General features: G+C 36.8%; 19 protein-coding genes. 1 reads left to right on the plus strand and 18 read right to left on the minus strand.

Annotated elements, in window-relative coordinates; genetic code table 11:
- Positions 1 to 26: 26 nt before the first annotated feature.
- The 10 genes from panD to C568_RS0105625 form a co-directional block, all read right to left on the minus strand.
- Complete coding sequence (gene panD / locus C568_RS0105580; protein WP_006094314.1) at positions 27 to 410, minus strand: aspartate 1-decarboxylase; 384 nt, start codon at positions 408 to 410, stop codon at positions 27 to 29.
- Between the two features lie 13 nt (positions 411 to 423).
- Positions 424 to 1,272, minus strand: coding sequence for a pantoate--beta-alanine ligase (gene panC / locus C568_RS0105585; protein WP_006094313.1), 849 nt, complete (start codon positions 1,270 to 1,272; stop codon positions 424 to 426).
- Positions 1,272 to 2,108 (minus strand): 3-methyl-2-oxobutanoate hydroxymethyltransferase, encoded by an 837-nt coding sequence (gene panB / locus C568_RS0105590; protein WP_006094312.1) that lies wholly within the window; start codon positions 2,106 to 2,108, stop codon positions 1,272 to 1,274. Before panB ends, panC begins: the two co-directional genes overlap by 1 nt.
- Before the next feature lie 383 nt (positions 2,109 to 2,491).
- Entirely contained in the window at positions 2,492 to 3,472 is a 981-nt protein-coding gene (locus tag C568_RS0105595) for a biotin--[acetyl-CoA-carboxylase] ligase (protein WP_018780975.1), read from the minus strand.
- Positions 3,457 to 4,650 carry a CCA tRNA nucleotidyltransferase gene (locus C568_RS0105600; protein ID WP_018780976.1) on the minus strand — a complete coding sequence of 398 codons (1,194 nt, stop codon included), beginning with the start codon at positions 4,648 to 4,650 and terminating at the stop codon, positions 3,457 to 3,459. Before C568_RS0105600 ends, C568_RS0105595 begins: the two co-directional genes overlap by 16 nt.
- Positions 4,637 to 5,782 carry an N-acetyl-alpha-D-glucosaminyl L-malate synthase BshA gene (bshA, locus tag C568_RS0105605; RefSeq protein WP_018764288.1) on the minus strand — a complete coding sequence of 382 codons (1,146 nt, stop codon included), beginning with the start codon at positions 5,780 to 5,782 and terminating at the stop codon, positions 4,637 to 4,639. The genes C568_RS0105600 and bshA overlap by 14 nt, the downstream gene beginning before the upstream one ends.
- The gene (gene bshB1 / locus C568_RS0105610; protein WP_003196368.1) at positions 5,779 to 6,483 is read right to left on the minus strand and encodes a bacillithiol biosynthesis deacetylase BshB1; all 705 of its coding nucleotides are present in this window, start codon (positions 6,481 to 6,483) and stop codon (positions 5,779 to 5,781) included. Before bshB1 ends, bshA begins: the two co-directional genes overlap by 4 nt.
- 11 nt (positions 6,484 to 6,494) lie before the next feature.
- On the minus strand, positions 6,495 to 6,890 hold the full coding sequence (gene mgsA, locus C568_RS0105615) for a methylglyoxal synthase (protein WP_006094308.1): 396 nt from the start codon (positions 6,888 to 6,890) through the stop codon (positions 6,495 to 6,497).
- Positions 6,891 to 6,904: 14 nt separating this feature from the next.
- The gene (dapB, locus tag C568_RS0105620) at positions 6,905 to 7,705 is read right to left on the minus strand and encodes a 4-hydroxy-tetrahydrodipicolinate reductase (protein ID WP_006094307.1); all 801 of its coding nucleotides are present in this window, start codon (positions 7,703 to 7,705) and stop codon (positions 6,905 to 6,907) included.
- Positions 7,705 to 8,046 carry a nucleotide pyrophosphohydrolase gene (locus C568_RS0105625; protein WP_044880798.1) on the minus strand — a complete coding sequence of 114 codons (342 nt, stop codon included), beginning with the start codon at positions 8,044 to 8,046 and terminating at the stop codon, positions 7,705 to 7,707. Before C568_RS0105625 ends, dapB begins: the two co-directional genes overlap by 1 nt.
- A 384-nt stretch (positions 8,047 to 8,430) precedes the next feature.
- Between C568_RS0105625 and C568_RS0105630 the strand changes: the two genes are divergently transcribed.
- The gene (locus tag C568_RS0105630; RefSeq protein ID WP_018780978.1) at positions 8,431 to 9,312 is read left to right on the plus strand and encodes a YitT family protein; all 882 of its coding nucleotides are present in this window, start codon (positions 8,431 to 8,433) and stop codon (positions 9,310 to 9,312) included.
- Between the two features lie 105 nt (positions 9,313 to 9,417).
- Here the strand turns inward: C568_RS0105630 and C568_RS0105635 are convergent, their stop codons facing one another.
- The 8 genes from C568_RS0105635 to qcrA form a co-directional block, all read right to left on the minus strand.
- A complete protein-coding gene (locus C568_RS0105635; RefSeq protein ID WP_018780979.1) occupies positions 9,418 to 10,056 on the minus strand; it encodes a uracil-DNA glycosylase in 639 nt (212 codons plus the stop codon).
- A gap of 201 nt (positions 10,057 to 10,257) precedes the next feature.
- Complete coding sequence (locus C568_RS0105640; RefSeq protein WP_018764284.1) at positions 10,258 to 10,941, minus strand: zinc metallopeptidase; 684 nt, start codon at positions 10,939 to 10,941, stop codon at positions 10,258 to 10,260.
- A gap of 104 nt (positions 10,942 to 11,045) precedes the next feature.
- Positions 11,046 to 11,834, minus strand: coding sequence for a sporulation protein YpjB (gene ypjB, locus C568_RS0105645; protein WP_018780980.1), 789 nt, complete (start codon positions 11,832 to 11,834; stop codon positions 11,046 to 11,048).
- Between the two features lie 78 nt (positions 11,835 to 11,912).
- A complete protein-coding gene (gene lit, locus C568_RS0105650; protein WP_018780981.1) occupies positions 11,913 to 12,599 on the minus strand; it encodes a lipoprotein intramolecular transacylase Lit in 687 nt (228 codons plus the stop codon).
- A 27-nt stretch (positions 12,600 to 12,626) separates the two neighbouring features.
- Complete coding sequence (locus tag C568_RS0105655) at positions 12,627 to 13,217, minus strand: DUF1405 domain-containing protein (RefSeq protein WP_029426955.1); 591 nt, start codon at positions 13,215 to 13,217, stop codon at positions 12,627 to 12,629.
- Between the two features lie 124 nt (positions 13,218 to 13,341).
- Positions 13,342 to 14,109 (minus strand): menaquinol-cytochrome c reductase cytochrome b/c subunit, encoded by a 768-nt coding sequence (gene qcrC, locus C568_RS0105660; RefSeq protein ID WP_003206500.1) that lies wholly within the window; start codon positions 14,107 to 14,109, stop codon positions 13,342 to 13,344.
- 57 nt (positions 14,110 to 14,166) lie between these two features.
- Positions 14,167 to 14,841 carry a menaquinol-cytochrome c reductase cytochrome b subunit gene (gene qcrB, locus C568_RS0105665; protein WP_000932700.1) on the minus strand — a complete coding sequence of 225 codons (675 nt, stop codon included), beginning with the start codon at positions 14,839 to 14,841 and terminating at the stop codon, positions 14,167 to 14,169.
- Positions 14,842 to 15,354, minus strand: a complete 513-nt coding sequence (gene qcrA / locus C568_RS0105670; protein ID WP_003196349.1) for a menaquinol-cytochrome c reductase iron-sulfur subunit — start codon at positions 15,352 to 15,354, stop codon at positions 14,842 to 14,844.
- Positions 15,355 to 15,493: the final 139 nt, after the last annotated feature.

Genomic DNA, 15,493 nt, shown 5'->3' on the forward strand with positions numbered 1-15,493 from the left:
TACCTCATATGAGATAGCTTTTCATTTTATAAAATCGTACCTGCTTTTTCAGCACCTAACATTTCAACAATTTGATTGTTATCATCTAACACCGCAATTTTTGGTACTTGTTTATCTACATCTTCTGTCGCTACGAGACCGTAACAAATAATAATAACTTTATCTTCAGGTTGTACAAGTCTTGCAGCTGCACCATTTAAACAAACAACACCGCTGCCACGTTCTCCTTTAATTACATACGTCTCTAAGCGAGCTCCATTGTTATTATTTACAATTTGTACTTTTTCATTTTCTACAATCTCCACTGCGTCCATTAAATCTTCATCAATTGTAATACTACCTACATAATTTAAATTTGCTTCTGTTACAGTCGCGCGATGTAACTTCGCTCTCATCATTGTGCGAAACATAGATGACTCCCCCTTATTCAACCGTTAATGTAATATTGTCAATTAAACGTGCATTATCAAACTTCACTGCAATTGCAAGAATAATACGCCCACCAATTGTTTCAACTTCCGTCAAAGTTGGGTACGCATATAGATCTGCATAATCGACGATACCTTGTGTATTTTCCTCAATATATTCTTTCACAAGACATGTAATGATTTGTGGATTACGCTCTCCAGCTTCAATTCGTTTTTTCGCTATACATAAGCTTTGATATAAATGTGGTGCTTCCTCACGTTCTTTTTCTGATAAATATACATTACGAGAACTTCTTGCTAATCCGTCCTCTTCCCTAACGATATCAACAGGTACAATTGTGATTGGAATATTGAAATCACGTACAAATCCTTGGATAACAGCGACTTGCTGTGCATCTTTCATACCGAAGTAGGCACGCTTTGGCATTGTAATATTAAATAGTTTCATCAATACAGTCGCAACACCTGCAAAATGAATCGGTCTTTGCTTACCACATAATACGTCTGTACGCTTTATAACTGCAACCTTTGTTGTCTGTTCTGCAGGATACATTTCTTCTACGCTCGGATAAAATAAATAATCCACCCCGGCTTCTTTTGCTACTTTCTCATCTCTCTCGATATCCCGAGGATAGCGATCTAAATCTTCATTTGGTCCAAATTGTAATGGGTTTACAAATACGCTTAAAATAACAACTTCATTTTCTTCCCTTGCTTGACGTAATAAAGTTGCATGCCCTTCGTGTAAATATCCCATCGTTGGAACAAAACCGCTATCTTTACCACTTGCACGAATTTCACTAGCAATTTGCTGCATCTCTTGCACTGTTGTTACAATTTTCATCACTGTTTCCCTCCGTATAATGCTACACATTCTTCCTCTTTCATTGTGAATGAATGTTGTTCTTCCGGAAATTGTCCTGCTTTTACTTCAGCAACATATTGCGCAATTCCGCGTACAATTTCTTCTTGAACTGATGTATATTGTTTCACAAATTTCGGAACACGCTCCACTCCATACGAAATGAGATCATGATAAACAAGTACTTGACCATCTACTTTACTACCTGCACCAATACCTATTGTAGGAATCGTCAGCTGCTGTGATACAAGCTCTGCTAGTTGCATTGGTACGCATTCTAAAACGATTGCCATTGCACCAGCCTCTTCACATTTCTTAGCATCTTCTAACAATTTCTTTGCACTTTCAGCATCTTTTCCTTGCACTTTATAGCCACCTAATACACCTACAGATTGGGGTGTTAAACCAAGATGGGATACAACAGGAATTCCTGCATTCGTTAAGAAGCGAATGATTGATACTACCTCATCCGCTCCTTCTACTTTCACTGCATGTGCTCCGCTCTCTTGCACGATGCGGCGCGCATTATGCATCGTTTCTTGCAAAGATACATGGTAAGACATAAACGGCATATCCGTTACAATAAAAGTTTCCTTTGCTCCGCGGCGCACTGCTTTCGTATGATGAATCATATCATCTACCGTTACTGGAATGGTAGAATCGTATCCAAGTACAACCATTCCAAGGGAATCCCCTACTAAAATCATATCAACTTCAGCTTCTTCTGAGAGCTTTGCAGATGGATAATCATACGCAGTAAGCATCGTAATCGGCTCACCGTTCTCTTTCATTTTTAAAAAATCTGTTGTCGTTTTCAAAAACTACTCCTCCTTTATTCAGGAGAGAGGAGATGGCCGAAATCATATAAAAAACCCATCTGACCAAAAAAGGGCAGATGGGTTGTGTTAGTCGGCAAAATTCATCCCTCTGTCCCAGTCCGTTGTTGGATCAAGGCAGAATCCAAATTATTTTTCTTCATTGCTTGAAATAATGGTGCAGTTCACTCAGATACTGCCCATATTCGAACTAATTATAGCAAACTACGAAATAAAATTGCTACATTTTTTTGAAAAAATAATTTTCTATTCCTATTACAGTATGTGAAATTTCAAGAATAACAACGAATATAACAGTAAACAATTCTATTTTTACTGTCATCCAATGTACAAATAAAAAGAAGCTCCCAAGCAGGAACTTCTCTTTACTTAATTTCTATATCAGCAGAATGAATATGATGAAGTTGACCTTTATCATCTTCTAACATAAGTACACCATCCGCTGTAATTCCTTTTGCTACACCTGTAATCGTATCTTTCATCGTTCGGGCCGTAATTTCTTTTCCAATACTTATTGCATAACTTTCCCAAAGTAGTTTAATAACCGAAAAACCATTTTTTACATATTCTTGATATAACTTTTCCATTTGTAAAAAGATCTGTTGCATAAGCTCTGCTCGCACAATTGGTTTTCCTGATTCAATTGCTAAAGATGTTGCAATTTTTTTAATCTCATCTGCAAAATGTTCTTGCCCTTGGTTTGCATTAATTCCAATTCCCATAATAACAGCATTAATCTTATCTGGGTCAGCCTGCATCTCTGTTAAAATACCGACAGCTTTTTTTCCTTCAATTAAAATATCATTGGGCCATTTAATTCCCACATTCACACTTGTACATTTCTCAATTGCTTGTGCTACACTAACTGCTGCTAATAAAGTAAGCTGAGGAGCATGATGAACGGGAATAGCTGGACGTAAAATAATACTCATCCAAATCCCTGTCCCTTTTGGTGAGTGCCATTTTCTACTCAAACGGCCGCGTCCTGCTGTTTGCTCTTCCGCAACGACAATTGTTCCCTCCGCCGCCCCTTCATAAGCAAGTTTTGCTGCAATATGCTGCGTAGACTCTACAGATTCTTTAAAATAAACAGTTCTCCCTATAAATTCTGTCTGTAAGCCTAATTGAATTTCATTCGCTGTTACTTTATCTGGCTTACTAGCAATCCGATATCCTAGACGGCGCACAGCTTCTAGTTCATATCCTTCGCTCCGAAGATCCTCCATATGTTTCCAAACAGCTGTTCTTGAGCAGCCAAGCTTGTCACTAATTGTTTGACCAGATACAAACTCGCCATCTGCTGCAGAAAAAATCTGCAGCAATTGTTTTCTTATAGTAGATTGCATCCTTGTAGCCACTCCCTTATTTTCTCTTTCTCATTTTCTAATCGTTCTTGTAAAATTTCTTCTTCGATTCTTTGCAACACTTCTGCCACCCATGGTCCTGGCGTTTTTTCTGTCCAACCTAACAAATCATTACCGCTTACTTTCATTTCCTGACGATTATGAATGGATAATGAATCAAATAATGACTGTACCTGATTTACAGAAAATATATCATATTTTTTTATAATAGCTTGATATACTCTTTCCGTCATTAAAGCAGTATGCAAACCTGTCTTGTATAGAAAAACTGCATCCCAAGACTTTGTTTTTCTAGAGCGGATTGCTAATATAACAGCTACAATATCTTTTATTTTTTTGTTTGAAAATTTCCATTGACGTAAGAAAACTGATGGATGTTCTTCACCAATACAATATAAGAAAAATGCCCACGCCTCGATATCGGTTTCAAAAAAATCCCAGTTATATTGCATAGCTTTTAAAATTCTTTCTTCTGACATTTGTAAATATGGTAAGTGCGTAACTAGTTTCGTCTCTACTAGTTGTTGAAGCCCATTTACACAATATTTACCCGTCAACAGCTTTTCAAACTCAACTGTAATTCTTTCAATCGCTATATGTTCCAGTAAATGTCCATACTCCTCAATCGCACGTTTCGTTTGTTCCTCTAAAAAGAATCCTAAAGTACTAACAAAGCGAATACCCCGCATCATACGTAGTGCATCTTCTTGAAAGCGATCCGCAGCATTCCCTACTGTTGCAATTTCTTGTTTACGAATTGCCTCTTGCCCCGCAAACAAATCAATGATGTTTCCTTCTTCATTCATCGCAATCGCATTCATAGTAAAATCTCGTCGTTTTAAATCTTCTTCTAATGAACGAACAAACTGAACACTACTTGGTCTGCGAAAATCTTCATAATCACTCTCCGTTCGAAATGTTGTCACTTCATACGGAATACCTTCTTGAACAACAATAACCGTACCATGTTCAAGCCCAACAGGGACATGTCTTGGGAATAAATGCATCACTTCTTCTGGAAGAGCTGATGTTGCGATATCAATATCACCAATTGGTCTATTGATAATAAAATCACGCACACTTCCCCCAACAAAATATGCTTCATGCCCATGTTGTTTCAATGTCTCAATAATTGCTCCAGCTTGTTTAAATCGTTTCATTTTTGTCATCCCTTAGTATGTCATAATAAATTGCCTCATATTGTGAAACAATATTTTCTGAACGAAATTGCTCATATACAGCTTCCATGGCGCGCTGTGCCATATTTTGATGGAGATCGTCGTTTTTAAGCAATTGTATCGCTTGCTTAGCTATACCTTTGATATCTCCAACTTCACATATATATCCCGTTTCACCATGTTGAATAACTTCTGGAATACCTCCAACACGCGTACCAATACATGGCACACCACACGCCATTGCTTCTAGTAAAACGAGGCCAAAGCTTTCTTTTTCTGATAAAAGCAACATTAAATCGCTCATTGCAAGAAGCTCAGCAACATTATCCTGTTTTCCTAAAAACAAAACATGTTCTTCAATATGTAAGCTTTTCACCAACTGTAAAATTGTACAAAATTCTGGCCCATCACCAACAAGTAATAATTTCGCTGCCACTTCTTTTACAATTTTAGCAAATGACTGGACAACATCTTGTGCACGCTTGACCTTGCGAAAATTCGAAATATGAATTAATACCTTTTCATCTTCACGTATGCCATACTCTTTTTTTAGTTGGGACATATCTCTCTTAAAATAGACACGCTCATCAATAAAATTATATACAGTTTGAATTTCTTTATTTGGCTTTACAAGCTCATGTGTTTCTTGAATTAACGAGTGAGATACAGCTGTAACAACATCAGATTGCTCAATACCAAACCGTATTAAATTATTTAGAGAAGGATCTGAACCAAGTACAGTAATATCAGTTCCATGTAACGTCGTAACGATTTTAATATCGTCTCCAATCATTTGCTTTGCTAAGTATGCACAAATTGCATGTGGTATTGCATAGTGTACATGTAAAACATCCAAGTTTTCTCTCTGTGCAACCTCTGCCATTTTACTTGCTAATGCTAAATCGTAAGGTGGATATTGAAAGACAGAATATTGATTTACCGTTACTTCATGAAAATAAATGTTTGGATATACTTTATTTAATCGGAATGGAACTCCAGAAGTAATGAAGTGAATTTCATGACCTCGTTCAGCCAATTGTTTTCCTAATTCAGTTCCTACAACCCCAGAACCACCAACAGAAGGATAACATGTTATACCTATTTTCAATTTCATTTACATCCCCCTATTAAATCAGCATGTAATAAAACTGGCTTTTTACTCATAAATCCTTCAGCATACATAACTCCAACTTCTTTTCCAAACATTTTCTCACGAGCGATTACTGTTTCGACATAACCTTCTGTTAAAGGTGTCTTCACACCATCACTTCCTGCTGTAAATTGGCTTTCATAGGCTTCTAACGCGGCTATCTTTTCAGAAAGATGTTCGCTAATATCAATGCAGAAATTCGGTTTATGAAAACCATTAATCATATAATAATAAAAAGATTGTACGCGATGTGGTGACATTTCTGGCATATATTTACGAACACCTGCTGAAAACACAGCTTCTTCCACGAGTTTCGCACAATTCGCATGGTCTGGGTGGCGATCTTCATAGTATGGTGCAAAAATAAGCGTTGGCTTATATGTCCGAATAATTTTTACGATTTCTCTTATATATTCTTCTTTCATATACAGACCGCGGTCTGGCATTGCTAAATTGATTCGCTCTGTCACTCCCATGATACGAGCAGCTGCTTGTGCTTCTTCTTTTCTTAGTTCAACCGTCCCATTTGAGGATAAATCGGCTTCTGTCAAATCACAAATGCCAACTTCATATCCTTGTTTTGTATATTTGGCAATAGTGCCAGCCATGCCGATTTCAACATCATCGGCATGGGCACCAAACGCTAATATATGTAATCCTCTCATAATTTGTTCCCTCATTTTCGTAACTTTCGGTAGTCTAAATCTCCTCGTTCTAATGCATGCATTAACATCTCAGCACTTGCCATATTCGTTGCAAGCGGAATCGCATACACATCACATAAACGAAGCAATGCATTTACATCTGGCTCATGTGGTTGTGCTGTTAGCGGGTCCCGAAAGAAAATCACCATGTCTAAATCGTTTTTTGCAATCATTGCACCAATTTCTTGATCGCCGCCAAGAGGACCAGATTGATATCTTGTGACTGTAAGTCCTGTCGCTTCCATAATGCGAAGGCCTGTTGTTCCCGTAGCAAAAAGTTCATGTTGTTCAAAAATTGGTTTATATGCGTATGCAAACGAAACTATATCATCTTTCTTTTTGTCATGTGCAATTAAGGCAATCTTCATCCGTCTTCCCCCCTTTAATCGATGATCTTCTCTAATCCATATACAAGATGGTCAAGATTCATTACTGTTTCAATAGCTAATTTTACTCCAGACATAAATGATGCTCTGTTGAATGAATCATGACGAACTGTTAACATTTGTCCGTCTCCGCCAAACAATACTTCTTGATGCGCAATAAGCCCTGGTAAACGCACGCTATGAATATGAATACCATCTACATTTGCACCACGTGCTCCTTTTAATTGTTCTGTTTCATTTGGATGACCTTGTTGTTTTGGTTCACGATTTTGACGAATTAAATCTACCGTTTTTACAGCTGTACCTGATGGTGCATCTAATTTTTGATCATGATGTAGTTCAATCACTTCAACATCTTGGAAATATTTCGCTGCCATTTGAGAAAACTTCATCATAAGTATTGCACCAATTGCAAAGTTTGGGGCAATAATAGTACCTACCTGTTTTTCTTTCGCAGTGTCTGTTAAATGCTGAAGTTCTTCTTCTGTAAACCCTGTCGTACCAATAACGGAACGAAGACCATGTTCAACAGCGAGTGTAACATGTTCTTTGCCGACTTCTGGTGTCGTTAAATCTAGCAATACATCCGCTTCTACTTCATTTAAACAAGTATGTAAATCCGCATAGATTGGTGCATGTAATGTAGGCATTCCAGGAAGATTTGAAATCATTTCACCACCATGCTTATAATCAACTGCTGCTACTAATTGAAAATGTGGTGTTCTTTCCATTAGAAGTACCGCTTCGTGTCCCATACGTCCTCTTGGTCCAGCAATAATCACTTTAATATCTTTCATTATTCTTTCTCTCCCTCTTCAATACGTGTCCAGCGATCTTTATCACGTGTATTAAATTTATCCATTACAATGTTATGTGCTGTTTCTAAATCAATATGTAAGCTATTTGCCATGCAGATCATAACAAATAATACATCTCCAAGTTCTTCTTCAATTGTTCGTTCTTTTTCAGTCGTTTTCTTCGGCTTCTCACCGTAATAGTGGTTCACTTCCCTTGCAAGTTCACCCATTTCTTCTGTCAAACGAGCCATCATTGCAAGCGGACTGAAATAACCTTCTTTAAATTGACTAATATATGCATCTACTTCTTTCTGCATATCTTTCATCGTTTTTTGTTCCATGTTGTTCACCTCTAATCCTTCCTCTTTCATGTTAGCCAATTCATGGCGATTTGACAAATATTATTCCTCTTTCGTCCCTATTTGCCACGTATTTTTGGATAGACTATAATAAAGTGAAACTTTCTTTTGCAAATGTTCTTCTTGCAAAAGATTAGTTGAACCAATCGGGCTCTTACGGTTGGTTAGTCTTTTCTTCTCGCCTTACTCCTTACCAACCGTTAGTGCGGGGTAAAGTGAAACTTTCTTTTGCAAATGTTCTTCTTGTAAAAGGTTACCTCTTACCAATTACAATCATACAAATGACTTACTATTCTTATCGTTTTTCTTCGTCATTAGCTATTTCAACGGAGCGAAGTAACAATTACATATTAGGGGGCTTGCTACATGAAAACCAACTTAAAGATTCGAAACATTATATTTATTTTGATTGGTTCCGCTATCTTCTCTTTTGGCATCGTAAATATTAATATTGAAAATCACTTAGCAGAAGGTGGCTTTACAGGAATTACGTTATTGCTTTATTTTCTCTTTTCGCTTGATCCATCTTATACAAACTTAATCTTAAACATCCCTCTCTTTTTTGTCGGTTGGAAATTACTCGGCCGAGCAACTTTCTTATACACATTAATCGGAACATTTAGCGTCTCCTTATTTCTATGGATTTTTCAGCGCTACGAATCATTAAATTTACATTTAAATTTGCAAAATGATATGACATTAGCAGCCCTGTTCGCTGGAGCATTTATTGGGATTGGTCTCGGAATTATATTCAAATACGGTGGAACAACGGGTGGCGTCGATATTATTGCTCGATTAGCTCATAAATATGTTGGCTGGAGCATGGGAAAAACAATGTTTATGTTTGACGCTGTTGTCATTGTCATCTCCATTCTTACATATCTATCTTATCGCGAGGGCATGTATACGTTAGTTGCGGTCTTTATCGGAGCAAAAGTCATTGACTTTATGCAAGAAGGAGCATATGCAGCAAAAGGAGCAACCATTATTTCAGATAAAAACGACGAAATTGCTGCCAAGATTTTATCCGAGATGGAGCGCGGGGCAACCTTTTTAAAAGCAGTTGGCTCTTATACAAAGATTGAGCGAAACGTACTTTATTGTGTTGTGGCAAAAAATGAAATCGTAAAACTAAAGAATATTATTACTTCAGTAGATCCTCATGCATTTGTTGCAGTAAGTGATGTACATGATGTAGTTGGTGAAGGCTTTACATTAGACGAAAATAAAAATCCATTACATAATTAAACATGCTAGATCTCTAACATTACTACACTTTCCAAATACACAACTTAAAAAGCTATCGAACCCGATATCTTTTTAAGTTGTAAACCCCTATAAAGAAAACTTCTACTATATATACTTCCCTAATTTTTCTAAATCCTCATAAATCAAATCCAACAAGCCTCTATTATAAAAAATTGATGCTGGATGAAATGTCGGAAAAATATTATATATCTTCTCGGTCCATATAAAATCTGTACTTTGATTATTTTTTAGTCTTCGTACTGGCTGCTGCAATAATTGTCCATGAACATCAGTAATTTTTTTATCTGGTCCCACTAAACGCTTTAATGCAATATTTCCAAGTGTGACAATAACCGGTGCTTGCACGTGCTCCATCTCATAATCTAACAAAGGAGCATGTATAAGTATTTCTCCCTGATTTGGAGTTCGATTATATTTCTTCTGAGCAACTTGCCCGCTCCGCTCTCTTTTCTCTCTCCATATATAAGGCCGGCTACGTACAGTGCTCGTAATATATACTTCTTCCCTTGTAAGGCCGATACGTTCTAAAAATCCCATTAACTCCTTACCTGCTCTTCCACTAAACGGAATGCCATTATGAATTTCTGTTTCTCCTGGCGCTTCTCCAACAAGCATTAGTTTCGGCTTTTCAGGACCTTGTCCACATAAAAAACCTTCTAATGGATAGGGAGCACTAAGTTTTTTCACATGCAGTACTAATGAATCTGGATATTGCATTTCCATCACCTTCACTCATAATCACTTTACCTATGCTTCTTACTATTATAACTTGCTCTTTAAATTTCATTATGCTACTTGTTATCAATTTACAATAATAAACAAATTATAAAACAAAATTCATCGCTTCTCTCTGAAACTTAAGGCTTGAGTCTTACTGTCCACAAATAGCGGGATAAAGAAAAAGACTATCGAAATCGATAGTCTTTAATCATCGCTACGCTGCATCCCTGTATAAACTAATACTAGACGAAGCAATTCAAATACCGCTACTGCCGCCGCTGCAACATATGTTAAAGCTGCTGCATTTAATACTTTACGTGCTTGCCCATATTCGTCTGTTGATACAATTCCAAGTGCTTCAATTTGCTGCATTGCGCGTTTTGAAGCATCAAACTCAACCGGCAATGTAACGAGCTGGAAAACTACACCTGCTGCCATTAAAATAATCCCTAGTAACAATAGCTTTGTCATCGATGCAAATATACCAATCATAATGAACACCCATGACATGTTCGATCCGAAGCTTGCAACTGGAACTAAAGAATGACGAAAACGCATAAACTTATAATCTTTCGCATCTTGAATCGCATGCCCTACTTCATGAGCTGCTACAGCTGTTCCAGCAACTGAATGACCATAATAGTTATCAGTTGACAATCGAACCGTTTTGGCTGTTGGGTCATAGTGGTCTGACAAATGCCCTGGTGTTTCTTCTACAGCTACGTTATACAAACCATTTTCATCTAAAATTTTTCGAGCTACTTCCGCTCCTGTCATACCCGATGTTGAATACACCTGTGAATATTTGCTATAAGCACTGCGTACTTTTGACTGTGCATACAACGGTATGATCATAATGATCGCGAAATAAACTAAATAAAAAGCCATTATGAACCTCCATTGAAGTCGTAATTATAGTACTATCCATTCTATTTTCTTCTTTATATATTGTCAATAAAGAAACCTTACAATCCTTGTCTATATTAGTGATCTTATCGATTTTTAGAATGTATCCCACTGGTACGCTTCGCTTTCTCTCCCTTATATTTTCTCCAACCGACGTACGTTAATGTAAAGAAAATAAGTCCACCTGTAATTGTCATAAACCATATGAGAGAAGAGTCCACTTCATCTTTCTTTGCTGTTTGAAATATTTTTTGTAAATCTCCTTTTATAATCCCTACTTGCATTTGTCCACTTTTATTTTTTAACATCACATTACGGAATTCATCCAAATACGATAAATGCGCATTTACACGCTGTGATTGATTTTCCGGCAATGCAATCATTAAACTTGGATAAATCACATCAAATTCATGCAAAAATGTATTTAATGATTGTTGGAATCGTTCATCATCTTCTGTTTGAAGTGCCTTTTCAACTTTAGCAAAAGCCCCCATAACACGTCCTTCTCGTTCTATCCAAAGCGGTTGATACTTAGATACTTCCGCATCTACCACCAATTGTAGTGCCAATACATCATCTATTTTTATTTGCTGCTCCAAACTTTCTTCCTCAAGCGATCGCTGTGCCCTGTCATACGCTAAAGAGATTACCCGAAAATGCATGGGTGTTAGTTTATTTTCCTTTTCATTCTCCCGCAATACAAATTGTTCTGAAAAATGTTGCAATACTTGCGTTGCTTTCTTATATTCTTCTTGTTTTACAAGTTGCAAGGAATCATCTAATAGCCCCGTTAACTCATTCCATTTTTCAGCGTATATACGTACTGGAAACAATATAATCAGAAATGCTATCATTCCAATTAAGACTCTCTTCATTCCGGTCCCCCCTATAACTACTAGTACAAAATATGTTAAGGTGGACAAGAATAGAACAGAACGAAACCGAAAAATATTTTATGAATAAAGATTTTCCATTGAAGACTTCCGCTTTTTTAATAAATATCTATACATACAATAACAAAAAGCACTCCCACATAAAATCAATATTAAAATTACACATGCTGCATGCATAAAAAACTGTTCTGGTAGCATTAAAATAATAGGATCTGTTTCACTATCAAATTGCCAATAATCATTGCTAAAAAGAAGTTTATGGAATAGTACAAAACTCTTTTCAAAATTAATTGCAATAGGCAAAGTAAGCGCAATCGGAAATATAATGGTCAAAATTGCGCCATGTAATAAAAACTTCATCTTTCGTTTACGCAATAAATACCCCCCGCCCAATAAAGCAATACTGAGCGCCATACACATCCCGTATTGAATCTTCACTAAAATATTTTTCACATCAACAAAATGAATCCTTCCATTTGTTGACATATCTAGTGTAGGCAATTGTAATGATTCATGATAAAAAGGAGAAAGGTATGTCATCAGTACATCATAGTTCTTCTTAATTTCTGATTCTGTCATATTTGCTAAATCTGGTATATTTAAAAAATGTATATCTGCATAATATAACCATTTCCCATATACAACAATTGTAGTTGCAATAGCAAAAATAGAAAATGCTATACAGTATGAGACAATAGTAGTTATCAAACGATCGAATATTCTTACACCTATCTTATTTTTATTCATTTTCTTTCTCCAATTCCTCATTTAATTTCATAACGAAAACTGTTTTCGATTTTTTCTCAAACAATAATAGTATGTAATAGCTAATACAACAATACTTAACCAAAATGTAAAGTAACCAATCTGTTCTACAAACAAATGCATAATACCATATCTCGGCATTTGCCAAAACAAATAGTCGATTACATCATTATGTAACGTCCATATACCTGCTACAATAAAATGCCACTTTTTTATACGGTAAAACGGGGCATATAATAAACCTTGTATAGCCATTGCAAAATGAGAAAGTACCAACATATAACTTATAAACTCAAGATTGCCCTTAGCCATAAACACAATGCCATTTACAACAACAGCCCAAATGCCATATTTCATTAAGGAAACGATTGCCAAAGCTTCTATTAGTCCCCAATTTTTATTACACAAAAAGGCCAGTAATACAAAAACAAAGAAGAAACTTGCAATAGGACTATCAGGAACAAATGGCCAGAATATCAATGAAGTTTCCATCAGTTGATCTCCATACCAAATAAAACCATATATTGTCCCTAAAATGTTAATGATGAACAAAAGTAGTAAAACCGAACGCTGTCTTAATAACGCATACACGTAGACCAATATGTATATACAACACCTTTCAAACAAAGTAACTTTTTTATTCTCTAAAACGCTATGCTTTTATTATAGCAAACTTTGTGTTACAAACAGAAAAGCTGACTACAAATTCGTAGTCAGCCTTCAATTATTTTTTATTATATTTCGTAATAAATTCTGAGAGCTTCTTCAACTCTTCATCTGTGCCCTTAAATACTCCTTTAGGCATCGCACCTTTTCCATCTTTCGCAATCTTTGCAATTTCTTCTGGTTTTAACGTTAAATTCTGCAGCGCTGGCGCCGCTGCACCACCTTGCAAGTTATCACCATGACATGTTAAACATGTATTTTTTTGCATCAATTTATAACCTTCATCATTTTTATCTACTGGTGTCGTTTTCACAATTGCACCTTGTTTTTTGGCAGCTTCCCAGTCATGATGTGCCACAGACTCCCATGTTAAAAAGATGATAGAAGCAATTGCTAAAAGCATGAATCCAGTTGCAACTGGCCGTTTCAATGGACGTCTTTCAGGACCTCGATCGAGAAATGGCGCCAATAGTAATGCTCCAAATGCAATCCCTGGCATAATAAACGCGCCGATTACAGTAAATGAGCCTGATGCATATGAGTACTTTAAAAGCTGATACAGAAATAAGAAATACCAGTCTGGAAGTGGTATATATCCTGCATCTGTAGGATCCGCCATTCTCTCAAGTGGCGACGGGTGCGCCACCGTTAAACATAAATAACCGATTAAAAAAACCGCACCAACCATCCATTCTTTCAACAAGAAGTTCGGCCAAAACGCTTCTGTTTTCCCTGGATATTCAGAATAATCTTTCGGGATATTCGGTTTACGTGCTACAGGTACTCGTGAATCTCCCACAAACTTCATCCCTTTGCCGCGATGCATAATCTCCCTCCTTCAATTCAGTTTTTCTCCTATTCTTTCAAATTAGCAATCTCTTACTTATAGCGGACCAGAAATACCTTGTTTGCGAATCATGATGAAGTGGAAGGCCATTAAGCCTAGAAGTGCTGCTGGTAAGAAGAAGACGTGAATAGCAAAGAAGCGAGTTAATGTTTGAGCCCCGACAATTTCGGAGTGACCAGCAAGTAATGTTTTAATATAAGGACCGATAAGCGGTGTTTGCTCCGCAATTTGAATCCCTACTTTTGTTGCAAATAACGCTTTCATATCCCATGGTAATAAATATCCGGTAAAACCAAGACCTAGCATAACAAAGAAAATAAGAACACCGACAATCCAATTTAATTCACGAGGTTTCTTATATGCACCTTGGAAGAAAACCCTAAGTGTATGTAAAAACATCATTACAATTACAAGGCTGGCACCCCAATGGTGCATGCCACGTACAATTTGTCCATACGCAACTTCATTTTGTAAATAATAAACCGATTCCCAAGCATTTTTAATATCCGGTACATAATACATTGTTAAAAACATTCCTGACAAAATTTGAATTACAGTAACAAAAAACGTAAGTCCTCCAAAGCAGTAGACGAATGCAGAAAAGTGATGTGCTGGATTTACATGTTCGGGTACTTCATGGTCGGCAATATCACGCCATATCGGTGTAATATCTAACCGTTCGTCCACCCAATCATAAATTTTATTTAACATCTATTTCGCACCCCCTCTTGGCTTTGCTTTTCCTAAATAAAGCGTTCCATCCTTCACTTTGGATTCATACACATCAAGTGGAGCAAGAGGCGGCGTTCCCTTTATGTTTATGCCATCTTTTGTGTAACGTCCCCCGTGACATGGGCAAAAAAATTGATTAGGATGCGACTTGTCTGAATTCCAGTTAACCGTACACCCTAAATGTTTACACACTGGAGAAAACGCTACAATGTCTCCGCTTTCATCTTTATGCACCCAAGCAGATTTTGGTTCTTCGGACTTGTACCATCCATCAACCTGCTTTACCTTAAAGTCAAAGCGTTTTGGTTCTGTTGTAATCTCTTTAACTTGCGCAACAGCAACCATCTCTCCCCCCGCTTCTTTCCTTAAAACTGGATCAAGTGCAAAGCGCGTCATTGGCATTAAAATTCCAGCTGCCATAAAACCTCCTACACCTGTAAGCGTGTAGTTTAAAAATTGTCTTCTTGACACACGATGTTCTTTCTCGCTCACGAAAATTTCCCCCCTCTATCAGAAATTGTCCCCTCGTGACAAAACAGTATAAAAAAATAAAAACTAGGACACTATCATGATATAATACCCACATGCGCAGGTCAATATCATACTACTCATAATCATAAGAACTATCTGC

Source organism: Bacillus sp. 95MFCvi2.1, assembly GCF_000374965.1.
In the GTDB taxonomy this organism is placed as follows: Bacteria; Bacillota; Bacilli; order Bacillales; family Bacillaceae_G; genus Bacillus_A; species Bacillus_A pseudomycoides.